The 25,736-nt window shown below is 68.3% G+C and carries 23 protein-coding genes; 20 read left to right on the plus strand and 3 right to left on the minus strand.

The window, feature by feature from the left end; translation table 11 throughout:
- The first annotated feature begins 1 nt into the window (after position 1).
- From RIA68_06585 to RIA68_06630, 10 genes are all read left to right on the plus strand, one after another.
- Positions 2 to 1,222 carry a glycosyltransferase gene (locus RIA68_06585; protein MEQ8317105.1) on the plus strand — a complete coding sequence of 407 codons (1,221 nt, stop codon included), beginning with the start codon at positions 2 to 4 and terminating at the stop codon, positions 1,220 to 1,222.
- Entirely contained in the window at positions 1,219 to 2,115 is an 897-nt protein-coding gene (locus RIA68_06590; protein MEQ8317106.1) for an exosortase/archaeosortase family protein, read from the plus strand. The genes RIA68_06585 and RIA68_06590 overlap by 4 nt, the downstream gene beginning before the upstream one ends.
- Before the next feature lie 15 nt (positions 2,116 to 2,130).
- The gene (locus RIA68_06595) at positions 2,131 to 2,844 is read left to right on the plus strand and encodes an exosortase-associated EpsI family protein (GenBank protein MEQ8317107.1); all 714 of its coding nucleotides are present in this window, start codon (positions 2,131 to 2,133) and stop codon (positions 2,842 to 2,844) included.
- Positions 2,841 to 4,973: an AAA family ATPase gene (locus tag RIA68_06600; protein ID MEQ8317108.1), complete on the plus strand. Its 2,133-nt coding sequence runs from the start codon at positions 2,841 to 2,843 to the stop codon at positions 4,971 to 4,973. Before RIA68_06595 ends, RIA68_06600 begins: the two co-directional genes overlap by 4 nt.
- A 61-nt stretch (positions 4,974 to 5,034) precedes the next feature.
- On the plus strand, positions 5,035 to 9,240 hold the full coding sequence (locus RIA68_06605; GenBank protein ID MEQ8317109.1) for a hypothetical protein: 4,206 nt from the start codon (positions 5,035 to 5,037) through the stop codon (positions 9,238 to 9,240).
- Between the two features lie 179 nt (positions 9,241 to 9,419).
- The gene (locus tag RIA68_06610) at positions 9,420 to 10,106 is read left to right on the plus strand and encodes a hypothetical protein (GenBank protein ID MEQ8317110.1); all 687 of its coding nucleotides are present in this window, start codon (positions 9,420 to 9,422) and stop codon (positions 10,104 to 10,106) included.
- A gap of 119 nt (positions 10,107 to 10,225) precedes the next feature.
- Positions 10,226 to 11,560, plus strand: coding sequence for a CinA family nicotinamide mononucleotide deamidase-related protein (locus RIA68_06615; protein MEQ8317111.1), 1,335 nt, complete (start codon positions 10,226 to 10,228; stop codon positions 11,558 to 11,560).
- 100 nt (positions 11,561 to 11,660) lie between these two features.
- A complete protein-coding gene (locus tag RIA68_06620) occupies positions 11,661 to 12,011 on the plus strand; it encodes an Hpt domain-containing protein (GenBank protein MEQ8317112.1) in 351 nt (116 codons plus the stop codon).
- 31 nt (positions 12,012 to 12,042) lie between these two features.
- A complete protein-coding gene (locus RIA68_06625) occupies positions 12,043 to 12,492 on the plus strand; it encodes a response regulator (protein ID MEQ8317113.1) in 450 nt (149 codons plus the stop codon).
- Positions 12,459 to 13,001 (plus strand): GGDEF domain-containing protein, encoded by a 543-nt coding sequence (locus RIA68_06630; protein ID MEQ8317114.1) that lies wholly within the window; start codon positions 12,459 to 12,461, stop codon positions 12,999 to 13,001. The genes RIA68_06625 and RIA68_06630 overlap by 34 nt, the downstream gene beginning before the upstream one ends.
- A gap of 1 nt (position 13,002) precedes the next feature.
- Here the strand turns inward: RIA68_06630 and RIA68_06635 are convergent, their stop codons facing one another.
- Positions 13,003 to 13,644 (minus strand): acyloxyacyl hydrolase, encoded by a 642-nt coding sequence (locus RIA68_06635; protein ID MEQ8317115.1) that lies wholly within the window; start codon positions 13,642 to 13,644, stop codon positions 13,003 to 13,005.
- A 46-nt stretch (positions 13,645 to 13,690) separates the two neighbouring features.
- On the opposite strand from RIA68_06635, the gene RIA68_06640 reads away from it, so the two are divergent.
- The 6 genes from RIA68_06640 (at position 13,691) to sppA (ending at position 20,608) form a co-directional block, all read left to right on the plus strand.
- Positions 13,691 to 13,939, plus strand: a complete 249-nt coding sequence (locus tag RIA68_06640; protein MEQ8317116.1) for a hypothetical protein — start codon at positions 13,691 to 13,693, stop codon at positions 13,937 to 13,939.
- A gap of 92 nt (positions 13,940 to 14,031) precedes the next feature.
- Positions 14,032 to 17,112 carry an alanine--tRNA ligase gene (alaS, locus tag RIA68_06645; protein MEQ8317117.1) on the plus strand — a complete coding sequence of 1,027 codons (3,081 nt, stop codon included), beginning with the start codon at positions 14,032 to 14,034 and terminating at the stop codon, positions 17,110 to 17,112.
- 9 nt (positions 17,113 to 17,121) lie between these two features.
- Complete coding sequence (locus RIA68_06650; GenBank protein MEQ8317118.1) at positions 17,122 to 17,361, plus strand: AtpZ/AtpI family protein; 240 nt, start codon at positions 17,122 to 17,124, stop codon at positions 17,359 to 17,361.
- A complete protein-coding gene (locus RIA68_06655; GenBank protein ID MEQ8317119.1) occupies positions 17,358 to 18,317 on the plus strand; it encodes a hypothetical protein in 960 nt (319 codons plus the stop codon). The genes RIA68_06650 and RIA68_06655 overlap by 4 nt, the downstream gene beginning before the upstream one ends.
- Positions 18,314 to 18,745, plus strand: a complete 432-nt coding sequence (locus RIA68_06660) for a metallopeptidase family protein (GenBank protein ID MEQ8317120.1) — start codon at positions 18,314 to 18,316, stop codon at positions 18,743 to 18,745. The genes RIA68_06655 and RIA68_06660 overlap by 4 nt, the downstream gene beginning before the upstream one ends.
- A gap of 87 nt (positions 18,746 to 18,832) precedes the next feature.
- Positions 18,833 to 20,608 carry a signal peptide peptidase SppA gene (sppA, locus tag RIA68_06665; protein ID MEQ8317121.1) on the plus strand — a complete coding sequence of 592 codons (1,776 nt, stop codon included), beginning with the start codon at positions 18,833 to 18,835 and terminating at the stop codon, positions 20,606 to 20,608.
- A 72-nt stretch (positions 20,609 to 20,680) separates the two neighbouring features.
- Here sppA and frr read toward each other — a convergent pair whose 3' ends face one another.
- Both frr and pyrH read right to left on the minus strand, forming a co-directional pair.
- A complete protein-coding gene (gene frr, locus RIA68_06670; GenBank protein MEQ8317122.1) occupies positions 20,681 to 21,253 on the minus strand; it encodes a ribosome recycling factor in 573 nt (190 codons plus the stop codon).
- Positions 21,254 to 21,297: 44 nt separating this feature from the next.
- On the minus strand, positions 21,298 to 22,065 hold the full coding sequence (pyrH, locus tag RIA68_06675) for a UMP kinase (protein MEQ8317123.1): 768 nt from the start codon (positions 22,063 to 22,065) through the stop codon (positions 21,298 to 21,300).
- Positions 22,066 to 22,283: 218 nt separating this feature from the next.
- On the opposite strand from pyrH, the gene RIA68_06680 reads away from it, so the two are divergent.
- From RIA68_06680 to RIA68_06695, 4 genes are read left to right on the plus strand one after another with little or no spacing between them, the layout of a single operon-like run.
- On the plus strand, positions 22,284 to 23,315 hold the full coding sequence (locus tag RIA68_06680; protein MEQ8317124.1) for a vWA domain-containing protein: 1,032 nt from the start codon (positions 22,284 to 22,286) through the stop codon (positions 23,313 to 23,315).
- Positions 23,316 to 23,338: 23 nt separating this feature from the next.
- Positions 23,339 to 24,487, plus strand: a complete 1,149-nt coding sequence (locus RIA68_06685) for a hypothetical protein (protein MEQ8317125.1) — start codon at positions 23,339 to 23,341, stop codon at positions 24,485 to 24,487.
- A complete protein-coding gene (locus RIA68_06690) occupies positions 24,484 to 25,275 on the plus strand; it encodes a MotA/TolQ/ExbB proton channel family protein (protein MEQ8317126.1) in 792 nt (263 codons plus the stop codon). Before RIA68_06685 ends, RIA68_06690 begins: the two co-directional genes overlap by 4 nt.
- Before the next feature lie 32 nt (positions 25,276 to 25,307).
- Positions 25,308 to 25,736 (plus strand): biopolymer transporter ExbD, encoded by a 429-nt coding sequence (locus tag RIA68_06695; protein ID MEQ8317127.1) that lies wholly within the window; start codon positions 25,308 to 25,310, stop codon positions 25,734 to 25,736.

Consider the following 25,736-nt stretch of genomic DNA (forward strand, 5'->3'; position numbering starts at 1 on the left):
GGTGGCGGCGCTGGCCAGCACACGCACGCCCGAATCGATTACCAGCCCGGGACCGCTGCGCGCGTTCGATGGCGTGGTCTGCTTCGGCGGCGTCGACTGGTGGTACCACAATCGCGGGCACTACGACCTGCAAATGATGCGCGAGCTCAGCGCGCACGTGCCGGTCTTGTACGTCAACTCCATCGGCATGCGCGTGCCCAGGCCCGGCAAGGGCGGCATGTTTGCCCGGCGCGTGATCCGCAAGCTCAAGAGCTTCAGCCACGGGCTGACGCGGGTACGCGACTCGTTCTGGGTGCTCAGCCCGGTCGTCGCGCCGGCGGGGCTCGGCGCGGGCGTCAACGAGCGGGCGCTGGCGATGCAAGTCCGCCGCGCCGCGCGCAAGGCCGGCATCACGAACCCGCTGGTCTGGGTCGCCTGCCCGCCGGGCCAGCCCGTGGTCGACGCGCTCGACCCCGTCGGCGTGGTCTACCAGCGCACCGACCGGTTCGAAGAGTACCGCGGCGTCGACCCGCAGCGCATCTCGCGGTTCGATCGGCTGCTCAAGGAGCGAGCCGACGTCACGCTCTTTTGCTCGAGTTGGCTGATGGACCAGGAGCGCAGCCAGCCGCGAGCGTCGGCCTTCGTCGACCACGGCGTCGACTACGCGCCGTTCGAGGCGGCGGGCCTGGGCGAGACACCGCCACCAGCAGACACCGCCGACTTGCCGCGCCCGGTCGTGGGCTTCGTGGGCGGCATCGACGCGCACACGTTCGATCCCGAGCTATTCCTCGAGGTCGCCCGGGCCGTGCCGGAGGCGACGTTCATGCTCGTCGGGGGCTGCAGCCTGCCCGAAGGCTGGTGTACGCTGCCCAACGTGCGACTCCTGGGCCAACGCCCCTACGACGAGGTCCCCGGCTACATGGCGGCGGCCGACGTGCTGATCATGCCGTGGAACCGAAGCGAGTGGATCCGCGCGTGCAACCCCGTGAAGCTCAAGGAGTATCTGGCGGTGGGCCGGCCCATCGTGAGCACGGCGTTCCCGGAGCTCGAGCGGTACGAGGGGCTGGTGCGGGTGGGCACGACGGCCGACGAGTTCGCCCGGCAGGTGCGCGAGGCGCTGGCCGAGTCGTTCGACCCCGCGCCCGGACGAGACCGGGTCCGCGAGCAGACGTGGACGGCCAAGGCGGACGCCGTGCTTGATGCGCTGCGGGACTGTGGCATCGCGAAGGCGGTCGCATCATGACGACCGCGACGACGACCATCCCGGCGAACGAGCGTCGGACTGCCTGGTCCGGCGGTCGCCTGGCGTGGCTTGCCGTGCTGCTCGTGCTGGCGGTGCTGGCGGCGCTGCCGAGTTGGCACAACGTGATCGACCTGGCGCTCCGCAGCGACGAGTACTCGCACATGCTGCTGGTGCTTCCCGTGGTCGGGCTGCTCTTGTGGCAGCGGCGGGAGCGGCTCGCGGCCGTCACGCCGCGGTATTGCCTGTGGGGTGGCGCCTTGGCGCTCCTGGGCGTGGCGATGGACTTCGTCGGCTTCGCGACGCAGATCGACCTCGTCAAGGACTTGGGCATGGTGGCGATGTTCGTCGCCCCTGTGGTCGCCGTCGCGGGATGGCGATGGCCGCTGGCCGCACTGCCGGCGTTCGGCGCCCTGCTGTTCCTGGTGCCGGTGCCCGGCCGGATCCGCCAGAGGATCGCGCTGCCTCTCCAGGATACCTCGGCGAGCATCACGCAGTGGTTCATGGACATCATCGGCCAGCCGGTCACGCGGATGGGCAACGTCCTGCAGATCAACGGGGTCGACGTCGCCGTGGCCGAGGCGTGCAACGGCATGCGCATGGTCGTGGCGCTGGCGCTCGTCACGTACGCGTTCGTCTTCTCGATGCCGCTCCGCCCGTGGGCCCGCATCACGCTGCTGCTCGTGAGCCCGCTGGTGGCCGTCTTCGTCAACGTGCTTCGACTGATCCCGACGGTGCTGTTCTACGGGCACTTGGATCGCGAGGCGGCCGACTTCGCCCACGACGTGAGCGGGTGGGTCGTGCTGATCATCGCCCTGGGCGTGCTTTGGGGTTCGGTTGCCCTGGCGCGATGGATGGAACTTCCCATCGAACACGAGCCGGGCAAGCCGCGTTAGGCAGGATGGAGAGCGATGCGTCCTCGCGAACGAAAGCCCACTTCGGTCTTCTTGGCCGCTCCGTTGACGGCCGTCGTGCTGGCGGCGATGGCCGTGTACTCGATCATGGCGATTCGTCCCGCAGGCAGCGAGGCTTACTTCCGCGAGGTTCGCGAGGCCATCGAGGCGCTGCCGGTCACCATCGAGGGCTATCGGGGCGTCGACCGGCAGCCTCTGGCCGCCTCGGTCGAGCTCTTGCGGCCCAACAAGCTGTTGCAGCGGCAGTACGAGCACCCGCTGACCGGGGCGACGTTCTCCATCCTCGTCGTACACTGCGGGGATGTTCGGGACATGATGGGGCACTACCCGCCGGTGTGCTATCCGAGCAACGGTTGGGACGTCATCGAAGCCGAGGGTGAGTCGATCGAGCGTTCGCGGGGCGGTCCGATACCCGTGACTCGCTACCGGGTGACCCGCGACGACGGGACGGCCAGCTTTGCCCGGGTAATCGCGAACACGTTCGTGGTGCCACGTGCCGATAGCCCCTTGGGGCGCGATGATGGCGTCCTCGATACCGTGACTCGGACCAGGTGGAGTTCGGGGCTCGGGGCGGCCCAGGTCCAGATCATCACCGATGCCCAGATGGACGGCCAGACACGCGAGCGGATCGAGCGTGCCGTGGCCGACGAGCTGCAAGGATTGATCGACGCGGTGGCCCGGCCGCGCGAGGGAGAAGGGGAGCAGTCGTGAGCAGCCAGCAGGACCCGCACCTGAACGCCTGGATGGAACCCGAGGAGGCCCCGACCCAGGGGCACACGGGCAATCCCATCCTGATGGTGCATCGCGCGCTGCGCGGTCGGTACTTGCTGGCGGTCGTGATCGGCGCCATCCTGGCGGTGCCCGGCGCCTTGGTTGGCTACAACCTCATGGCCCCGGTGTACACCAGCGTTGGCGTCATCAACATCGATCCGGCCGGGCGGCGTCTGATCTACACCACCGAGTTCAATGAGCAGATCGCGTCGTTCGATTCGTTCGTGCGATCTCAGGCGACCACGCTCGAAAGCCCGCGCGTCATGCAGGCGGCCGCCAAAAAGCTGACTGAAGAAGGCAAGCTCTCGGCCGACCCGTCCAACTGGATCCGCCTCCAGCGGGCCGCCGAGGTCTCAGTACCCCGGGGGAGCCGGGAGATCTATCTGCGGGTAACCATGCAGGACCCCAGGCTGGCCAAGGACGCCGCTTCGACGATCCTGGAGTCGTACGCCAGCATCGCCAACGAAGAAGCTTACAGCATGTGGAATCGGCAGGAGGCCGCCCTAGAAAACATCGTCGACATGGCCAGGCTCGATCGCGACGACGCCCTGGCCCGGGCCCGCCAGCTCGCCGAGCAGCAGGGTACCGTCGACCTCGAACGCCGGCGACTCTTCGTCCAGCAGCAACTCGAGGCGATCGAAAAGCAGATCCAAGCGCTGGAGATCGAGCTGCCGTCGATCCGTGGGACCGACGAGCCCGAGGAAGGGCAGGTCGATCGCGAGCTGACCGCCAACGACTACGCGCAGGTCGACCCGGACATCGCGGCGCTGGTGAGCCAGCGGCGAGACATCGAGCAGTCGATGTCGGCCATGCTGTCACGCGTCACCGAGCGCCACCCCGACTACCTCGCCGCGAGCGACGAGCTGGAGATGGTCAACCGGCGCATCGATCGGCGTCAGGCCGAGCTGGAAGAGCTGGGCCTGGACCTCGGCGGTGGCGTCGGACTCGGCGGCCTCGGTCGCCGGCTGGAAGCGCTCAAGACTATCAAGGAGGATCGGGCGGCCGAGGCGCGCGAGCTTGCCGCGGTGGCGCTGGAGATCCGTGGCTACGAGGTCGAGGCCCAGAACGCCCAGGATCGGCTCGATCTGGCCGCCTCGGAGCTCGAAGCCCTGACGACCGAACGCAACAACTCGACCGAAGGCCGCATCCGCATCGCGCAGCAGGCCGAGCTGCCCTTCTCGCCCAGCGAGGACCGGCGGCTGCCGCTCGCGGCGATGGGCGCCATGGGCGGCTTCGGGTTCGCGCTCACGGCCTTCGCCGCCTACGGCCTTCTGCACCCGCGCTACCGATTCGTCGCCGACCTCGAAGAAGAGTCGCTCGCGCCGCCCGTGCTGGGCCTCGTGCCGCAGGTGGAAGAGGGCCGCATCGAAGACGACGAATCGGCCCAGGCGGGCGTGCACCAGATCCGGAGCCTGCTCGAGTCGGTGCCGCACAAGGGCACGGCTCGGGTCATCGTGGTAACCAGCTCGATGGCGGCCGAGGGCAAGAGCACGCTCGCCGCGGCGCTCGCGGCGTCGATGGCCAAGGCCGGACGCTCGACGCTGCTGATCGATGCCGACCTGATCGGCCGGGGCGTGACGGGCCGCTTGTCGGCGCGGCGGCTGGCGGGCCTGACCGATCGCATCGCGAGCGCGAACGACAACGGCCAAATCCACGAGGTCGAGGGCCGGCAGAACCTGGACCTCATGCCCGCGGGCGTCGCCGACGGCTTCGATCCCGAGCGGTTGTCGAGCCAGGCGATGGGCGACCTGCTCTCGTCGCTTCGATCCCGGTACGACGCGATCGTCGTCGATACGGGCCCGATCCTGGGCAGCCTCGAGGCCAATGCCGTCGTACCGCACGTCGACCAGGTCGTGCTCGTGGTCGCGCGCGGCCAGAACACGCGGATGGTCCGGGTCGCGATCGATCGGCTGCACCGCTTCCACGCTGGACGAATCGGACTGGTGTTCAACCGCGCCGCGCGGGTCGACATCGAACGCAGCACGAGTGCGGCGTCCATCAGCTTCCGATCTCGGATGGCGTCTCGACCCGAAGCCGAGCAGGCGCCGAGCGTTTCGAACAGCGCATGAACGCGCGTGACATCATCCGGACTATCCGGGCGCGGGACTTCACGGAAGGGAGGTTCGCACCATGAACCGGCGAACCAAGCGACGCTTGATCGTTCTGGGCCTCGTGGGCGGCATGATCGTCGTTGCGGGCATCGGCGGCACCACCGTTCGCAAGCTGCAGCGCGAGCGCCTGGCCGAGGCCTCGCTGGCCGAGGGCCTGGCCGCGTACGAGCAGGGCGACTACCCGCTGGCCCGCCGAAAGCTGATCACGCACCTGCGCATCAAGGGCCCGCAGGCCGAGGCGCTCACGGCGCTGGGTGATTCGCAACGCTACGTCGTCGAGCCCAATGGTCGGCACCTGGTCAACGCGCGCACCTACCTCGAGCAGGCGGTCCTGCTCGATCCCGAGAACGACGATGCCCGGGAGATCCTGCTGGACGTACACATCCAGCTGGGTAACTGGCAGGAACTGGCCGAGGTCGCGGGCGCGCTACTCGAGGGCGACCCCACGAACGCGCGGTACGCCACGAGCCGCATCGAGGCCCACCTGCAACGGGGCGCGAGCGACGAGGCGCTCGAGGCGGCGCAGGAGTTCGTCGAGGCCGAGGAAGGGTCGATCGAGTCTCACCTGGAGATGCTGCGTGTCTACCGGCGCATCGACCGCAACGCACGCGAGCAGCGCGAGTACCTCGAGCAACGCGTCGCGCCGACCCATGGAGGTACGACGTCTTACGCGGTCCTGCGCGCAACGGTCGAGGCGGACTCGGGCCGCTGGGCCGAAGCACGGCGACTGCTCGTCGCGGCCGCCGAAGCCGGACCCACCGACGGGACGGGCGCCCGGATGCTGCTCGAAGCCTCGGAGTTCATCGCCGCATCGACCGGATCGTGGGACCTCTACGAGCAATCGCAGACGTGGCTGGTGCGATGGCTCGAGCTCGAGGACATCGCGCCGTTCTTGAGCGAGATCGCGGCCGGCCGTGCGTGGCGCGATCGCGATCCGCAGGCCGCCATCGATCACGCCGTCCGCGCCTTGGGTACCGATCCTCAGAACGAGTCGGTCTTCGCCTGGGGAGCGTTGGCAGCCATCGAACTGGGTGAGGACTTTTCGGATCGGGCCGACGAGCTACGTCGCGCCTTCGAATCGAGCGTCACGGAAGAAACCGAGGCACGGGCCGAGGGATGGAGGCTGGTGTTCGACGCCGCCGAGCGCCGCGCCGCCGGATCGCCGCCCGACGAGCAGCCGCTGCTTCCCGATGCCAGCGCGCAGATCAATCTTCTGGGCGCCGATGCCGTCGCCGCGTACTACGACGCGCTGGCAGACATCGACCGCCTCAACACGCAAGACGCGGTCGACCGCCTCGTGGGACTGAGCCAGCAGCCGAGCTGGCGTCGCGCGCGATTTGCCCTCATGAGCCTGCTGGTGAGCGTCGATCGCGCGCAGGACGCGCTGGTCGTATTGCTGCGTGACGAGCGGCTGCTTGAAGTGTCCGGCAGCGGGCCGATCCACGGCGAGATGTTCGCACGCCTGGCCGAGACGGCGGACCCGACGGACGACCGCTTCGATTCGGCGATCGACCAATTGCTTAAGGCCCAGCCAGAGAGTCCAGTTGCGCTCTCGACCGCGGGTCGAAATGCGCTGGCGCGTGGTAACGACGCGTTCGCCCGCGAACTCGCCCAACGATTGATCGAGGTCGATGCATCGCTTGCGGCGACGTCGGCCATTCGGTTCGCTGCAGGCCTGCAACGGGTCGATCCGACGCTGGCACGCGCCGTCGTCGATCGTGTCGCAGAGATGGCAACGCATCCCGCCCAGGTGGCCGCGGCCGCGACGGGCCTTGCGATCCTCGGGAACGTGCAGGAGGCTCGGGACTTCATGCAGTCTCGCCTCGCCGCCGCCGAAGACGCTGCGGCGCCGCAGTGGAACTTCGCACGCATCCAGCTGGCCAACGCGATCGCCGATGAGCAGAGCCTCGAGACGCTGGCGGGCGTGTCGGAAGCCAACGCCGACGATCGACAGCTGCACATCGAGATCCTCAACGGCTCGGCGATCTGGAGCGACCTCGACCGGGCGGGGCTGGTGATCGCACGGCTGCGCGAGGCCCAGGGCGAGACTGGGAACGAGTGGCGCATCTTTGAAGCTCGCCGGCTGCTCGAGATCGACGATTCGATCGAGACGGCCAGTACAGCAAATAGCCTGCTCAGCGAAGTCTTCGCGACCGAGCGCGGCAAGCAAGACACGCGAGCGCTGCTGCTTGCCGCGGACGCGTTCGCCGTGACCGGTCCGGTCGAATCCGAGCTCGAAGCGTTGCGCAACGCGGCGGACGGCAACGATCCGCTCGCCGCCCTGCCGCGCCTCATCGACCGCTTGCAGAGCACGGGCCGGTCTGCCGACGCCGAACGGCGCCTGCTGCAATTCGTTGATGCCGGCCGGGTATCCATCCCCTTACGGGAGGTCCGAATGCAGCTCCTGCGCCGGCAGGGCATGCACGAGCAGGCCGCACGCGACATGGCGGCGCTCGCCGAGGAGGGACTCCCCGTGTGGGTGCTACGCGCGGGCATCGAGTCTCGACCGGGAGGCTCCGTCGCGCCGCTGAGCGAGGCCGAACTCGCCGCCTTGCGGGCAGATCTAGCGCCGGAAGACCAGGTCTTCGCCGCTCGACTGCTGGCGCGGGTCGGTCGCTTCGAAGACGGGCTTGCCAGGCTCGAAGCGCTCCCCGAAGATTCGACCGCGGGCAGTCGTGCCCTGGTAATCGCTCGATTCCTGGGTGAACAAGGCCGCACCGACGAGGCCCTCGATGGCCTGATCGCCGCGGCCGAAGCGTCGAACGATCCCGACCTGTGGCAGGAAGCCGTCACGCAGTTGATCGGCACGGGCCGGCTCGACGAGGCATCCGCGCTCTTCGATCGTGCGCTGGCGGCGAATCCGGACAACGAAGCGCTCGAAGCGTTCCGCAGCGCCATCGGTGGCGATCTGAGCCCGTTCGAGCGCATGGCCCGCGTGGCGGCGGCGGCAGCGGAACGACAGGACGCCAGCGAGGCCATGGTCGAGATCGGCGCCATCGCGAAGAAGTACGTGCGGGGAGACATGGACTTGCGAGAGGCGGCGTCGAAACTCGACGACGTCTCCGGGCGCCGCGCCACGTTCTACTCGCTCTGGCCGCTCTTGATCACGGCCTACGAGCAACTTGGCAACGTCGAAGCAGCCGAGCAGCGGGCCCGCGCCGCCGTCGTTGCGTTGCCCGATGATTATCGTCCGGCTCGCGACGCGACGGAGTTCTTCCTGAATCGTCAGGACTACGCCTCTGCGGCGAGCATGGCAGACGAGTGGCGTTCGCGTGCGCCCGACGCCGAAAGCCGGGCCCGATCGCAGATTGCCCAGGGCATGGCCGAGTTCTTCCGCGGCAATCTCGATCGATCGATCGGCCTTCTGTTGCCACACACCGATCTCATGCTGGCGGACCCGATTCAGAACATGACCGCCTTGCAGTGCCTGGCTGAAGCGCTCACGCTGGGCGACCGCATGGCAGAGGCGGAGCCGATTCTGGAGCGGCTCGTCGAGTCTGATGCACGGTTGGCCGAGTTCATGGCATCGATGGCGGCGGTCGCGCCGCACACGCCCGAGAACACGGCTCGCGGCCGGGCATGGCTCGAGCGCGTTGCACCGATGCTCGATGATGACATGCGTGGCATCGTGGCGCTGGCCTCGTCGTGGATGAGCTTGTTCGACGGCTCGCAGAATGCCGAGTTTGCGCAGTACGCGATCGACCTCGCCGAATCGGCCAGGGGCACGCCGGAGGATTCGTGGCAGCTGCGCGCCATCCTCGCGACAGCGCTCGAGGCCGCCGGGCAATACGCGCGAGCCGTCGAGACGTACGAAGAAGCGATGGAACTGGCCGGGCAGCCGATCGCAGCGCTGTTGAACAACGCGGCGTGGCTGCTTACCCATCGGCTAGACGAGCACGAACGCGCCGTGTCGATGGCGCGACGGGCCGTCGCGCTCGCCGAATCGCAATCCGCCAATACCGGCAACAGAGCCGTTTTCCACCACACGCTGGGCATGGCGCTCATGGCCATGGGCGAGCCGGGCGAAGCGCTCGGCGTCTTCGACGCGGGCCAGCGGCTCTCGGCCACGCCGTCGCTTCGGCTTGGCAGGATCGAGGCCTTGGTGGCACTCGGTCGCGAGGACGAAGCCCGCCGCGAGTTCGGACGGATTCGCCCGAACGCGACCTGGGAAAACCGCCACCGGGTCCGGTACGAAGAACTACGCAGCGTTCTCGGATTGGGCTGACCCAAACACAATACTACTATATTGTTAAGGGTTATCGTTCTCGCCGGTAAGCGTGACTAAATACACGGACTTGCGCTTGCAAAGTACCGCAATCCTGTGGTACTCTTACGGTGTTCGGTGCCATGCGAGCATCGAAGGAGAAATGAGATCATCGGTTTTCGTCCGGAGGGAGTTCCAAAATGAAGAAGCAGATTGCCAGCGGCCTCCTGGTCGCCTTGGCCGCATCGGCCGTGAGCGCCAGCACCGTCACCATCCAGTTCGGCGATTCCAGCCGCCACGACCCGCTGCCGGGTTCTCCCGGCACGGTCGAGCGTAACCGCGGTGGCGAGTTCCTCGTCACCGGCTCGCTCGGCAGCTTTAGCTCGTTCTGCCTCGAGTATGACGAGACGATCGGCGAGTCGACGTACAACTACGACATCAGCACCTCGGTCCGCTCGGGCGGCGTCGGCGGCGGGAGCCCCGATCCGCTGAGCCGCGAGACCGCCGAGCTCTACCGCCAGTTCGTCACGGGCGCCATCGGCCCGATGGGCGGCATGAGCGACCGCGAGTTCAACAACGCCGTCCAGGACGCATTCTGGTACCTCGAGGAAGAGCTCGGCACGGTCGACTTCACGTCTGCTACGGCCAGCGGCTCGAGCACCAACTTTGGCTTCCTCAGCGCCACGGCCCAGTCGCTCGTGGATTCGGTCTGGGGTACCACCGCCGCCATCGGTCGCGTTCGCGCCCTGAACCTGACCGATGTCCGGACCGGTGCGGATCGTCAGAGCATCCTGTACATGGTCGCCATCCCCCTCCCGGGTGCTGGCGCCCTGGCGATGGCAGGCCTGTTCGGCGTCGCCGCGATCCGTCGTCGCCGCGTGGTCTGACACCTCATCCCTCCCCGTCAGGCTTGGTAAATCGATGAATCGACGCCGCATGCTGGCTTCCCGCCGGCATGCGGTTTCGTGCGCGCTCGCGGAGTTCGGCCACGCTAGCGTGTCCGCCCATGACCAAGCGACCCCGCGCTGCCATCCTTTCGGTCGGTGACGAACTCGTGTTGGGCGAGAAGCTCGACACGAACTCGATGTGGCTCGCCGATCAGCTCGGTCGGCTGGGCTTGCTCGTCACCGAGCACCGGACCGTCCCCGACGACCTCGAAGAACTCTCGAACGTCATGCAGGAAATGGCCGCTACGGCCGATGCGCTGCTCGTGGGCGGTGGCCTGGGACCCACCGCCGACGACCTCACTCGCGAGGCCTTCGCTGCGGCCCTCGGAAGCCTGACGGGCGTGCCCCAGCCCCTGGTCGAGGACGCCGCGTCGATCCAAGAGATTCGCGAACGCTTCGCGATGGCGGGGCGTGAGATGCCCGAGTCGAACCGGGTCCAGGCGCTGCGACCAGAGGCCGCACGCCGGCTGCCCAATGCCTTCGGCACGGCGCCGGGCATGCTGTACCAAGGCGAAGCGAGCGACTCGGCCCGCCTTATCGCGTGCTTGCCCGGTCCGCCACGAGAGATGCAGCCGATGTTCGAGTCGAGCGTCGCGCCGCTGCTCCGGTCGCTGCCGGGAATCCGGCATGCCGAGCTGCGAGTGGTCCAGGTGTTCGGCCTGGGCGAGAGTGAGGTTGCGACCCGCATCGCCGGATTGATGCAACGTAGCAACAACCCAGCCGTGGGGACGACCGCGTCTTCGGGCATGGTGACTTGCCGGGTCCGGGTCGAGCCTTCCGAGGCGGTGCGTGGCCCCTACCAGACGGACGAGCCGGTCGCGGCGGTCGACGAAGCAATTGCCGCCATCGAGCAAGCGACGGGGCGCTTCGTGGTTGGGTACCGCGAGGAACCACTCGAGGCGTTCCTCCTCGAAGAAGCCACGGAGCGAGGGGTGATGATCTCCACGGCCGAGTCGTGTACTGGCGGGCTGCTGAGCGAACTCATTACCGGCCGGGCCGGGAGCTCCGAGGCGTACGCGGGCGGATGGGTGACCTACAGCAACGCCATGAAGCAACGCGAGTTGGGCGTGCCCGGCGAGTTGCTCCAGCGTCACGGGGCGGTCAGCGGCGAGGTCGCCCGAGCGATGGCGGCCGGGGCGCTCGAGCGTTCGGGGGCCGGCTTGGCCCTGTCGGTCACGGGCGTGGCCGGGCCGGGCGGCGGCACGTCCGAGAAGCCCGTAGGTACGGTCTGGATCGGTTGCGCGACCTCGGATCAAGCGCCCATTGCCAAGCGGTTTCGGTTCGCCGGCGGGCGAGGCTCGATCCGGCGGTGGACGGCCAACACGGCCCTTTTTATCGGTCTGCAGGCCCTCCGTGGCCGCCTCGAGGACCGATTGCTGCGGGAAACGACCTAGGTTGAATGCGACAGATTTCAGGGCGTTCGCCACCTGACCCTGAATTCGGGATCGATATCCGCCGATGACTCTGGTGAGCCATGCCAGAGGAGGCGGAGAGATGGCAAGTCCCGGCCACGAACCACTATTGAGCGTCTACGAGAACGATCCGGACGTCGGCGAGATCGTCGCTCTGTTCGTCTCGGAGATGCCCCGCCGACGCGCCGACATCGTGCGCGCCGCCGAGGCAGGCGATGCGGCCGAGGCGGCCCGATTCGCCCACCAGCTCAAGGGCGCGGCCGGTGGATACGGGTTCGAAACGCTCGGCCAGATCGCCGCGGCGGCAGAACACGCGCTCAACGACTTGCAGCCGTCCAAGAGCGACGACGCCTCGGCCGTGTATGCGGCCGCGGCACCCTTGATCGACGCGTGCGATCGCGTTCGCCTGGCAAATCCCGGGGCCGCGGCCTGAACGGGCCCAGGACACTGCGCAGGAGCCGCCCTTGAGCGAGAACGCCGACCAACTCCCTCAGCCCGCATCGAAGCCGATCGTGCTCATCGTCGATGATTCGCCGCTGGTGCACCGACTGCTGAAGGCCCGGCTGCGCGACGAGACGATCGAGTTGCGCCACGCGCACTCTGGCGCCGAAGCGCTCGAACTGGTGTGCACGGAAGACGTCGCCACCGTCCTGCTCGACCTGAGCATGCCCTCGATGGATGGGTTCGAGGTGCTCCGGGCGCTGGCCGCGAAGGACGAAACGGTGCACGTGCCGGTCATCGTGCTCTCGGGCCAGCAGGATTCCCAGGATAAGGTCATGGCGTTCGGACTTGGCGCCATCGACTACATCACCAAGCCATTCGACCTGGCCGAGTTGCGTGCCCGGATGCCTCATCTCTGCGCATCCATCGGCTCGTGCGCATGCTCAGCGAGCGGGCCCAGCTCGACGGCCTGACGGCACTCTGGAACCGCAGCCACTTCGACGAACGGCTCGCGCAGCTCGTGAGCTCGGCCGAGCGTAGCAACCGCCCCCTCTCGCTCGCCTTGCTCGACCTGGATCACTTCAAGAGCATCAACGACAATTACGGCCACCCCGCGGGCGATGCGGCCCTCCAGGGCGCGGCCGAGATCCTCAGCAGTTCGGCCCGCAGCTCCGACGTGCCCTGCCGCTACGGTGGCGAGGAATTCGCGATCATCCTTCCCGAGACGACGGCAGAGCAGGCACGCACGCTGTGCGAACGCATCCGCGAGTCGATCGCCGACCGGCACTGGCCCGCCCACCCCGACCGGAAGATCACCGTGTCGATCGGGATCGCTGGCTCGGAGGGCTCGACCGGCCTGCCGCCCGACCAGTGGGTGGCCCATGCCGACGCCACGCTGTATAAGGCCAAGGAAGCCGGTCGCGACCGCGTGATGCTGACCACGCTGACCAAGGGCGGCCCGAAGCTCGCCGCCGCAGGCTGACTCAGAACGGTATGACCAGGCCGACGTAGATCTGCGGTGCATCGCGCGCCGGATTGCGGCTGTCGCCGCGCGTCCGAGCGTTCGAGATGTGGTGCCACCGCACGCCGCCGATCAGGCGGATGTCCTCGTCGATCTGGCGCGTGAAGCCCACGCCCGCCCGCGGCATGAAGTTGAAGCTCGTGCCATCGGGCGGCACGTGGTCGGTCGTGCCGAGCACGCCGATGCCCACGTCGGCGAATATGCTCCAGCGATCTTCCTGGATGAAGTGCCAACGAAAGCCGAGGCTCGCGCTCAGGCCGAATGCGGCGTCCCGGCCTCGGTCGTAGAACGACCAGAGCCCGCCTTCGAGAAACCACTCGATGTCGTCGACCAGGAACTCGCTGTAGCCGAGGGTAAAGCCCTGGTCGAGGGCCTCTCCCGTGTACGCGGCCGAGTACGACACGATCCAGGAGTCGAAATCCTTCTGGCCGAAGGCGATCGCGGGCTCGGCAACCTCGTCGGCTGCTTGCCCGCTCCACGGCTCGTGCACGAAGCGGAGCGGCTCGTCGCTCGCCGCCCCGTCTTGCGCCAGTGCACCGCCGTGGCACGCTAGAACGGCGACCGCGAAGGCAAGGAACGGATGTATCACCATCGGCGTACGCATGGGCCCAAGGATACCACCAGCGAGACCCAGAGCGACAGGAGCGACCATGCCCGAGCAGCCCGACCGGAGCGATGCCCCCGACCCACAGACCCATCGACGCCTCACGAGCCTCGAAGAGACGGCCATGTTCCAGGAGCAGGCCGCCGGCGACGCCCGTGAAGCCGCCGAGGAAGCGCTACGGCGGGTGCTGGCGCTCGAGAAGCGGCTGGGCGCCATGGAAGAGCGGCTGGGCTCGCTCGTGCAGGCAGACCCCGACCTGCCCGAGATCGAGAAGCCGCCGCATTCGGCGGGCTGATCCGGCTGGCGAACCTGGCGGGCTAACAATCCCTCTCGCAACTTCTGCCGGCTGACCCCGGCCCGACCCCGAACACCGAAACGAGCGACCCCGTGCCCAACGCCCCCACCACCCCCAACCGCTCGACATGGACGGGCGCCTCGGTCCGCGCGTCGTTCATTGACTTTTTCAAGAGCTTGCAGAAGGCGCCGCATCCGTTCGTGCCGTCGAGCCCGGTGGTGCCGCTCGACGATCCAACGCTGCTCTTCACCAACGCCGGCATGAACCAGTTCAAGCCGCTGTTCCTGGGACAGGCCGATCCTTCGAGCGAGCTCGGCAAGCTGAAGTGCGCCGCGAATAGCCAGAAGTGCATCCGCGCCGGTGGCAAGCACAACGACCTCGAGGACGTGGGCAAGGACACCTACCACCACACGTTCTTCGAGATGCTCGGCAACTGGTCCTTCGGCGACTACTTCAAGGCCGAGGCCATCGAGTGGGCGTGGACGCTGCTGACCCAGGTGTGGGGCCTGCCCAAGGACCGGCTGTACGCCAGCTACTTCGGCGGCGACGAGAAGCAGGGCCTGCCCGCCGACGACGAGGCGAAGGAGCTCTGGCTGCGCTTCCTGCCGCCCGAGCGCGTGCTGCCCTTTGGCGCAAAGGACAACTTCTGGGAGATGGGCGACACCGGGCCGTGCGGACCATCGAGTGAGATCCACTTCGATCGCGTCGGCGGACGCGATGCCAGCGAGCTTGTCAATGCCGACGATCCGAGCGTGATCGAGATCTGGAACCTCGTGTTCATCCAGTTCGATCGCCAGAGCGACGGCTCGCTCAAGGAGCTACCCGCCAAGCACGTCGACACCGGCATGGGCCTGGAGCGCGTGCTCAGCGTGCTGCAGGGCAAGCCCAGCAACTACGACACCGACCTGTTCACGCCGATCTTTGACGCACTCTCAAAGATGACCGGCACGCGGCCCTACACCGGCAAGCTCGGGCACGAGGACGAGGGCCAGGTCGACTTCGCCTACCGCGTCGTGGCCGACCATTCGCGGGCGCTGACGTTCGCCATCACCGACGGGGCCGTGCCGGGCAACGAAGGCCGCGGCTACGTGCTGCGCCGCATCCTGCGCCGGGCCGTACGCATGGGCTGGCAGAAGCTTGGTGGCAAGCCGGGCTTCCTGAGCGAGCTGGTGCCCGTGATCGTCGAACACTACGGCGAGGCGTTCCCCGAGCTGAAGCGCAATTCCGAGCGGGTGGCATCAATCGTCCGAGATGAAGAAGAAAGCTTCGGGCGGACTATGGAGCGTGGGGTAAAGCTGTTTGAAGATATTGCTTCCGAAGCCAGCCGAGTTTTTATCATCGACTTCAAAGACCACCGAGATGCGCAGGGACGCAATCCGTTTGGCTTCATGATGGACACCGGCCAAGGTCAGGCGTCAGATGAGCAAGCAGACCTCAGAGGCGGCCTAATTGGAACCGAGGGTATTGATTGGCGAGGATTTGCCTCGGAATCTCGCCCGACGATTTCCGGTGCCGACGCCTTCCAGCTCTACGACACCTACGGCTTCCCGCTCGACCTCACCCAGGTCATGGCCGAGGAACGCGGGCTCGCCGTCGACGTTGACGGATTCCACGCTGCGATGGCCGAGCAGCGCGAGCAGTCTCGCGCGGGCTCGAAGTCGCAGGCCGAAGCGGGGCTGGCGCTCGACGCCGACGCGATCGCCAAGCTGCAGAACCTCAACGTCAAACCCACCGAGGACGTCGACAAGTACCACGGCCGCGAGATCCGCGCTCGCGTCCGGGCCATCTGGAACGGTACCGACTTCGACGAAAACACCCAGGCCAGCGGCCGGCCCGACCCGATCGGCGTGGTCTTCGACGTGACGAACTTCTACGCCGAGGCGGGCGGCCAGCAGGCCGACCACGGACGGGTGTTCGTGAGCAAGGAAGCCCGCACGAGCGTGAAGGACAGCCACCACGGCGGCGAGTTCAGGGTCGAGGGCGTCAAGGCCTACGGCGGGTACGTGATGCACGCGGGGCAGATGATCCGCGGCGAGCTGCGGGTCGGCGACGAGGTCACGCTGAACATCGACAACGAGCGACGCCTGAATCTGGCGGCCAACCACACGACGACGCACCTGTTCAACTACGCCCTGCGCGAGGTCGTGGGCGGCGACACGCCGCCCGAGCAGCGCGGCTCGATGGTCGCGCCCGATCGCATGCGCTTCGACTTCGACGCCAGCGGCCCGATCTCGCCGGCAGACCTGGGCCGCATGGAGACCATCGTGCGGCAGGTGCTCGAGCAGGACCACCCGGTGTACGCCGACCTCGTGCCGCAGGACAAGGCGCTGGAGATCAACGGCCTGCGCGCCGTCTTCGGCGAGAAGTATCCCAACCCCGTGCGCGTCGTGTCCATCGGCGCCCCCATCGACAAGCTGCTGGCCGATCCGAAGAACGACGCCTGGATGGAGTTCTCCGTCGAGCTGTGCGGCGGCACGCATCTGGCGACGACGGCCCAGGCCGAGAGCTTCGCCATCGTGCACGAGGAGGGCGTCGCGAAGGGCATCCGCCGCGTCGTGGCGGTCACGCGTCAGGAAGCCCGCCGTGCAATCGCGCAGGCTCACGCGTTGGCGGTCGAGCTCGACGAGGCCGCGAAGGTGAGCGATGAGCAACTGGAGCCCGAGATTGCGCGGCTTGGCAAGATGATCGATGAAGCGATCATCCCCGTGGCACGCAAGGCGGAGCTACGCGGAAGGCTCGGCGCGCTGCAGGACCGAGCCAAGGCGGCGCGCAAGGCGCTGGCGCAGCAGGCCAGCAAGAAGGCCGTCGAGCAAGCCAAGACGCTCGCGCAGAGCACCGGCGACGGCAACCCCGTCGTTGCGATCATCGATGCGTTGGGAGATCGCGGCGCGATGCAGTCAGCGCTGACCGAGGTGCGCAAGACGCTGCCCGACTCGCCGATCATGCTCTTGAGCTTGGATCCCGATAACAAGGTTGCCCTGCTCGCCGACGTCCCCCAGACAGCCATCTCTCGTGGGCTGAAGGCCGGCGATTGGGTTCGGGCGGTCGCGCAAGTCGTTGGTGGCAAGGGCGGCGGCAAGCCGAACCAGGCCCAGGGCGGCGGGCCCGGGGGCGACCGCGTGCGCGAGGCCGCCGACAAGGGCCAGGAAGTGGCCCTCGCCTCGATGGCCTAAAACTCTCTCGTGCCCGACCCCGACAGCAGCCCACGCATCGCGGCCTGGCGTCAGCGCATGGGCGGGTGGTCGGCGGGCGTCGACTTTGCCGCAACGGCCATCACCTGCGTGCTCATCGGGTTCGGCATCGACTTCGTCGCGGGAACGAGCCCGCTCTTCCTGCTCATCGGCTTGTGCGTGGGCGTCGTGGGCGGGTTCGTGGCGTTCGTCCGCACCGGCATGCGGCTCAACCGGAGCTTGAAGCGGTGAGCCACCACGCGCAGCCTGCCACCGACGAACCGCTGGTTGCGGCCACGCTCACCGAGCGCCTGTCCTGCGTCGCCTGCGGATACGACCTGCGCGGGCTCAGCGTGCTCGACCGCTGCCCCGAGTGCGGGCTCCGCATCGCCACGAGCATCCTGGCCGTCGTCGATCCGCGGGCGACGGAGTTCGAGCCGATCAGAAGGCCACGCCTGACCGCGATCGGGCTCATGGTCTGGTCCGTCGGCGGATTGCTGGCGGCGGCGTGCGTATGGACGCTGCGCGCCGCCGAGCTACCGGCGCTGCGAAACGATCCGCACCTTCTCGGCCAGTCCACGGAGCAGGGCCTCGCGATCGTGGGCTCTGTGTTCGTGCTCGTCTCGGGCATCGGAGCGGTGGCGCTCGTGCGTCCGACCAATCGCATGCCGTCGCGCGGCGTGCGCTGGGCGATGATGGGCGTCGCGTTGTACGTCCCGCTGGCGATCGCGTTCTACTACCTGCACGGCGTCGTCGACGGAGCCGCCGCTAGTCCGTACTTCGAGCGGTTGCCGGGCAGCGAACGCGTGCTGGCGCGTGGCGTCGAACTCGCGCTCATCTCCGGCGTCGTCCTGCTGCTCCGCGAAAACGCCCGAACGCTTGCGGCGCGCTCGGCCATCCTGCGGACCGGCCGCGTCGATCGGCAGACGATGTACGCCGTCGCGCTCGCCGCCGGCATCGGCCTCATCGGAGACCTGGTGCGCCTAGCGTCGGGCTCGGCCACCGGGGCATTAGCCGACGTGCTGAGCATCGCGGGCGTGTCGATCGTCGTGATCGCGTCGGCCCTTCTCACGCTCGGGCTGGCCGGCGCCGCGCTCGACTGCGTGCGGATCGCCCGAGCGCTGTTCCGGTCGGGCCGGCGCATCACCAGCTTCGTCTCGATGGTGGACGTCGCGCACGCCGAACGCCGGGCGGATGCGACCCCGTGAGCGACCCCGTAAGCGAACCCGTCCCGGAGGCCTTCCAAGAACGATTCGACGCGCTGCTGGAGCAGCAGCTCGCGGCCCTGCCCGACCGCGTCCGCGCCGTACTCGACGAGGTGCCGTTGCACGTGATGGACGAGCCCGACCCGGTCATCCTGAAGGACCTGGGCGTGGAGCCGCAGGACATCGCCGCGGCGACCGAGGAACTCTGCGGCCTGCACACGGGCTTTATGCTGACCGAGCGGCCGATCGAGCTCGACGCCGTCCTGCCCAACGAGATCCACCTGTTCCGACGCGGGATCGCCCTGATCTCGGGCGGCTGGAACGCCGATGACGAAACGGTGGCCGAGCAGATCCGCATAACACTGTTGCACGAGATCGGCCACCACTTCGGGCTCGAAGAGGACGACCTCGACGAGTTGGGGTACGCCTGAAGCGGGCCGATCCCTGCGAACATGCGGATCTAGCATCCGTACGAAAATGATCCAAACGCGTTCCACGCGCGGCACCAAGGAGGCCCCATGCGCCCGAACCGCACGCTCACGTACTTCGCCGCCGGACTCTTGACTCTTTCGGCCGGCGCCACCCATGCCCTCGCCCAGGCGCGCGAGCGCATCGGGCTGCTGGAGATCTCCGGCACGCCCGCCGACGCGCCCAGCCCCCTGGCTTGGCTCTTCGGCGAGACCGAGCCAACGCTCAGCGACCTCGTGTCGGCGATCGAGAACGCCCCCGGCGAGCAGAACCTCGACCACCTGGTCGTGCGCCTCAAGGACGCCGCGCTGAGCTGGGCGGTCGTCGACGAACTCGGCCAGGCGATCGAGTCGGTCGATATCCCCGTCACGGTGTTCGCCGAGCAGATGGGCCCGACGGATCTCATGCTGGCCAGCCGGGCCGACCGCGCCGTGATCCAGAAGGCGGGCGATGTTTCGCTCCCGGGCCTGTACATGGAAGAGATGTTCCTGGCCGACACGCTCGATTGGGTGGGCCTGAATGCGCAGCTCATCCAGGTCGGCGCCTACAAGGGCGCCAACGAGCAGATGACGCGCTCGAGCCCCAGCGAGGCCTGGGACGAGAACATCAGCGGATTGCTCGACAGCCTCTACGGCCACATGGTCAGCACGCTGGCCGACGGCCGCGGTACGAACAGGCAGGGCGTCGAGTCGGCCATGGAGACGCTGTGGATGGCCAGCGCCGAGGACGCCGTCGCGGCCGGCATGGTCGACGCCGCCGTCGACCTGCCCGACCTGGGCGAAACGCTGACCGGCGAGGGCTCGAACCCGCGGTGGATCACCATCTCGGCCGGCGACGAGGGCAACAGCTTCGACACCTCCAACCCCTTCGCCATGCTGCAGATGCTGACCGAGGAGCCCGACACCAAGCTCACCGGCCCCACCATTGCCGTGCTGCACCTGACGGGCGCCATCATGACGGGCGATTCGGGCTCGGGCGGTCTCTTCGGCGGACAGAGCATCGGCAGCCGCACCGTGCGCAACGAGCTGTCCGAGCTCGCCAGCAACGACATGGTCCGCGGCGTCGTGCTCCGCATCGACTCGCCCGGCGGGTCGGCAACGGCCAGCGAGATCATCTGGCAGGGCGTGCAGGAGCTCGCCGAGCAGAAGCCCGTGTGGGTCAGCATCGGCAACATGGCCGCCTCGGGCGGGTACTACATCGCCGTCGGCGGGCAGAAGATCTACGCCAACGAGTCGAGCATCCTGGGCTCGATCGGCGTCGTGGGCGGCAAGGTCAGCATGGCCGAGCTCTACGACACGCTGAAGATCAACGTCGTCGGCCGGGCCCGCGGCCCGCGCGCCGATATCTTCGCGTCGGCCGAGCCCTGGAGCGAGCAGCAGATCGAGATCGTGCGCTCGAAGATGGCCGAGACCTACGACCAGTTCACCGGCCGCGTGACGCAGGGCCGGCCGGGCATCGACCTTTCCAAGACCGCCGAAGGCCGCCTGTTCCTGGGTAGCGACGCGGTGCGGCTAAAGATGGCCGACGAGGTCGGCACGCTCGACGACGCCGTCGCCGACCTGGCCGACCACGTCGGCCTGGCGACCTACGACGTCCGCCACTTCCCGGGCCCCAAGTCGCTCACCGAGATCCTCGAAGAGTCGCTCGGCGGATTCATGGGCGCCAGCGCCCCGACCGACGCGTCGGCCCTGCCGATGGTGCGGGCCGCCCGCGCCGCGGTGGGCGAGCAGGCGTGGACGCAGATGGTCCACTCGCTCAACTCGTTCAGCCTGCTCCGCGAAGAGCCCGTCCTGCTGACGGCGCCCAGCGTGGTGACGTTCCGCTGAACACGAACTGATGCCATGAAAGAAGCCCGGGTCTGGCCCGGGCTCTTTTCTTGCGTGCTCCGTGGATGCGGCTTAGACCTCGAGCACTTCCTTGCTCTTGTCGGCCACGCGGCGGTCGACCTCGGCCTCGTGCTTCTTGAGCATCTCCTGGATCTGGTCCTTCAGGTCGGCGACCTGATCCTCGCCGATGTGGGCGCTCGAGTCCTTGGCGAGGGCGTCGGCGTGCTTGTTGGCATCCCGCCGCGCGTTGCGCAGGACGACCTTGGTCTCTTCGCCCACCTTCTTGCAGCGGGCGACGAGCTGCTGGCGGCGCTCGCTGGTCAGCGTCGGCACGTTAATGCGGATCGATTTGTCCTCGACGACGGGGCTCAGGCCCAGATTCGCAGCCTCGATGGCGCGGCGGATGTCGCCAACGGCGCCCTGATCGAAGGGCTTGATGAGCAGCTGCGTGGGCTCGGGCACGCTGATGGCGGCGAGCGCCTTGAGCTCGGTGCTCGCGCCGTAGTACTCGACCTTCAGGAACTCGATGAGCGCCGTGCTGGCCCGGCCGCTGCGCACGCCGCGAAGCTCCTGCTTGAGGTACTCCACGCCCTTTTCCATGGCGTCTTCTGCTTCGAGCAGGATGGTGTCGGGATCGGTTGACATAGAAACATCCTCAAATTCCGGCGGCGCGAGGCCGGGCCGGGAGCTTATCGCACGGAGAGTCGGGTGCCGATGTTCTCGCCGCGGATGACCGCCGCGATGTTGCCGGGCTTCTGGAAGTTGAACACGACGACGGGCATGTCCTGCTCCTGGCACATGGCAAGGGCGGTCATGTCCATCACGCCCAGGCCCTTGTCGATGGCCTGGGCAAAGGTCAGGTGGTCGTACTTGGTTGCGCTCGGATCGATGTTGGGATCGGCCGAGTACACGCCGTCGACCTTGGTGGCCTTCAGCAGGACGCGGCAGCCCAGCTCCATCGCCCGCAGCGAGGCGCAGGTATCGGTCGAGAAGTACGGGTTGCCCGTTCCGCCAGCCAGGATGACCACGCGCCCCTTCTCGAGGTGGCGGATGGCACGGCTCCGGATGAACGTCTCGGCGACGGCGCGGATCTCGATGGCGCTCATCACCCGGCTGTCGACGCCCACCGAGGTCAAGCCCTCACGGAGCGCCAGGGCGTTGATGACCGTGCCGAGCATGCCCATGTGGTCGGCCGTCGCCCGCTGCACCAGGCCGGCCGCCGCGAGCTGGGCGCCGCGGATGATGTTGCCCCCGCCCACCACGATGGCCAGCTGGGCTCCGAGCGTCGTCGCCTGGGCGATTTCCTTGCAGATGTCGGTGAGCAGGTTGGGGTCGACGCCCGCGCCCGAGCGGCCGAATGCCTCGCCGCTGAGCTTGAGCAGGAGCCGCGAGGGCTCGCGGTCGGCATCGGCAGCCCTGGGCTGCGCGGCTGTGCTCGGCTCGTCGACGGTGTGCATGGTGCTCGGCGGCCCCCGGAATCTGGCGTGGGATGGAGCAGGATCGGTCGACCCGGATTGCTAGGGAAAACCAGCGTCCCGGCCGCTTGCTTGCAACCCCGGGCCCCGGCCCCTGGTAGCGGAGTCAGGATAGGCACACGGTTTCGGGCGGCTACGCCCTGCCAGCCGATGAGGGTCGAGCGACCCCGGCCCGTCTCACGTGAGTACAACGCTTGCCGATGGATCACCACGACCGACACGAGCACGCGGAGACCGCACGTCCGCCGGCCAAGGATCGGACCGGCGAAGACCGGTCGGGCGGGGATGGGGCCGGCGAGCATGGGTCGGGCGAGCAGGAGCGTTCGGGGGCCCTCGCCTGGATCAACCGGCACAAGGTACCCCTGGCGGCCAGTAGCGCCGCGGTCTCGCTGCTGCTGCACGTGATCGTCCTGGTCATCGCCGCGCTCATCAACATGAACCAGCCGCCGGCGCAGCTGGGCTCGGCCTCGGCCGAGGTCGACTTCGCCGTCATGACCGACGCCGAACTCGCCGAGATCGCCGCCGAGGAACTCGCCCTGGAGGCCCCGGATTCGGATTCGGCCAGCTCCGCGCTCGAGATGGAGGCCGAGCTCGACCTTGGCGCCCTCGAAGTCGACATGTCGGACCTGGCCGAGTCGATGGGCGACGTCTCGTTGCAATTGGGCGGGGGCGACCTGGAAGGCGTAGGCCTGGGCGTGGGCGACAGCGTCGGAGCCGGCGCAAGCTTCTTCGGCGTCGAGGCTCGGGGCAATCGCTTCGCGTTCGTGGTCGACACCTCGGGCTCGATGGTCAACGACGGGCGGCTTCAGTCGCTCCAGCAGGAGCTCATCCGGTCCATCACGGCCCTCTTCAGCTCGTCGAACTTCTTCGTCGCGTTCTTCAACTCGAACGCTCGGCCGCTGGGCGACCGTGGCGTGGTGTGGGCCGAGGCGACCGATAGCGGTAAGAACTGGGCCCGGGCGCATGTTCTCGCAACGCGGGCCGAGGGTGCGACCCGGCCGGCCGCCGGATTCGAGCTCGTGGCCATGCTCGAGCCGCGGCCCGATGCGATCTACTTCATGACCGACGGCGAGTTTGCCGACGACGAGGCGGACCGGATCCTGGGCATGTTCGAGCGATGGAACATCCCCATCCACTGCATCACCTTCCGCAGCCGTGCGGGCGAAGCGGTCATGCGGCGTATCGCCACGGCTACGCGCGGCACGTACACGCACATCGAGGGCCCGCGTTGAGAGGCGTCGCGTTCATTCGGCGCTTGCCGGTCCTGATGCTCGCCATCGCCTCGCCCCTGAGGGCGCAGGACGGCGCACTCGTGCTCCGCGCTTTCGAAGAGCCACCGCCCGGGCGTGCGATGGGCGTCGGTCCACAGGGCGTACAGGTGCGCACGCCGCAGGGCGACGTCGTCGTCGTGGGATGGGACCGCGTACTCACGCCGCCGCCCGCGCTGGCCGAGGCGGCCGAGCCGTTCCAGCAGCTCTCGACCGACGCGTGGCGGGCGCGAACGCGTCTCGAGCGCGGCGACCTCGTACTGGCCGAGCCGCTGCTGCTGGACGTCTTCGAACGCACGCGTGCCGATGGCCGAGTGCTGCGTGGACCGACGGGCCTGGTCGTCGCCGAGGGGCTGCTGCGTTGCCGCCTCGCGCGTGGGGCAACGGCCGCTGCCATCGAGCCCTGGCTCGCGTGGCTCGATGCATCCATCGTCCGCCAGCCGCGGACCACGTTCGCCAACCGACAATGGGCGCGCGAAGCCGGGCTCCCGATCGTGATCGATCCCGCGACCGAGCTCGCGCCGATGCTGCCGCCGATGTGGCTCGAAACACCCTCGCTCCAGCTCGTGCTGCAGCTCGAGCCGATCGAGGGCGAGCGCGACAAGGCAGCGGCGATGCGGGCGCTGTATCAGGCCGCCGCACGCTTCGAGCTGGGCCAACCGGTCGACGGGCTGCCCGACGTGCCGCGCGAAGCCGCGAGCGAACTCGTCCGAGACATCGTGGCCGCGCGCGTGCTCGAAGCGCCGGCCCGGACGTCCGCCAGGGCGCGCCTGGAGGGGGCGATGGGCAACGCGGCCTCGCCCTGGCTGACCGCGTGGGTCCGCGCGGCCATCGGGCGCTCGCTCGTGCTCGAAGACGACGAGGAAATGCGGCTGCGCGGCGTCGCGCAGCTCCTCCGCGTGCACGTGCTGCACCGGCAGGATTCGCCCGCCTTGGCCGATGTCGCGCTCGCCGAAGCCGCCGTCACGCTCGAAGCGGTGGGCCAGAACGTCGTCGCCCGTTCGCTGGCGGCGGAGCTTGCACGGGTGAGCCCGCAGTCGCCGGTGCTATCGTGGCCCGAGATGGTCCCGCTGCTGCATTCAGACTCCGCCGCTGCAACGGCGGCGCAACCTTCCACGGTCGGAGAGACCCCATGACCCTTCTGCCGGGCGCGTGCGCCCCGATGTTTGCTCACGTCGCCGGCCTGCTGGCCCAGGCGGCGCCCGCCACCCAGCCCGCGGCCGACGAAGGCAAGACGCTGCTGCAGCACATCCTCTCGGGCGGACCGATCGGCATCGTCATCATCCTGCTGTCGTTCACGGCGGTGCTCATGGCGGTATGGCTGTTCGCCGAGATCCGCTTGCCCAGGCTCGCCCCGCCCCGCATCGTCGAGGGTCTCGATCGCCTGCTGGCGGCCAACGACGTGCGCGGCGCGCTGGCGTTCTGCCAGGCCGAGGAGAACCGCTGCCTGCTGACGGGCATGTTCGCCGCTGCACTGACGAGGTGCCTGCGTTCGCCGTTCGGCCTGCTCGAGCTGCGCTCGGCGCTGGAAGAGGCCGGCCAGGAACGCTTCGCCAAGCTGCAGCGCAAGACCGACCCGATGGGTCTCATCGCGGCGGTCGCCCCAATGCTTGGGCTGCTGGGCACGGTGGTCGGCCTCGTCGGCGCGTTCGAGACGCTCAGCGTGAGCGAGGGCGTGCGGCCCGAGGCGCTGGCCTCGAGCATCTCGGTGGCGCTCATCACGACGGTGCTGGGCCTGATCGTCGCCATCCCCGCGACGGCGCTGCACAGCTTCTTCCGCAACCGCGTCGATTCGCTGGCCCAGAACATCGCCGAGTTGACCGAAGAACTCGCCGCGCGCATACAGAGCGCCAAGCCCGCGGGCGGCCAGTCGCCCTCGCCCGCCGGCCGAGCCGCCGCGCCAACGGCCGCTGGCGCTCGCTGATTGATTGACGAACGGACGAACGGACGCACCCGATGCTCTTCGGCACCAAGCCAGCCCGCATGCGATTCACGGTGAACATGACGCCGATGATCGACGTCGTGCTGCTAGTCATCATCTTCTTCCTGTACACGGCTCGCTTCGCCGAGGTCAGCCGCACGAGCGTGGACCTGCCCGACGAGCCCGGGGCCGAAGAGAGCGCGAGCGACCCCGACGCATTGATGATCGACGTGCGCGACGATGGCGTATTCCTGGTGAGCGGCCGGGCGCGCTCGCTCGAACGCGTCATCGAGATCGTCGAAGAACAGGCCGAGCGCGTCGGCGGGCCTGAGAACCTCCGCGTGCTGCTGCGGGCCGATCAGGGCACCGCTGCCGGCCCGGTGAACGAGCTGGCGCGCCGGCTGACGGGCATGGGCGTGCGCCAGTGGAGCCACGCGACGGTGAACCGATCGGGGCGGGGCTGA

This window comes from Phycisphaerales bacterium, assembly GCA_040217175.1.
GTDB lineage: Bacteria > Planctomycetota > Phycisphaerae > Phycisphaerales > UBA1924 > JAHCJI01.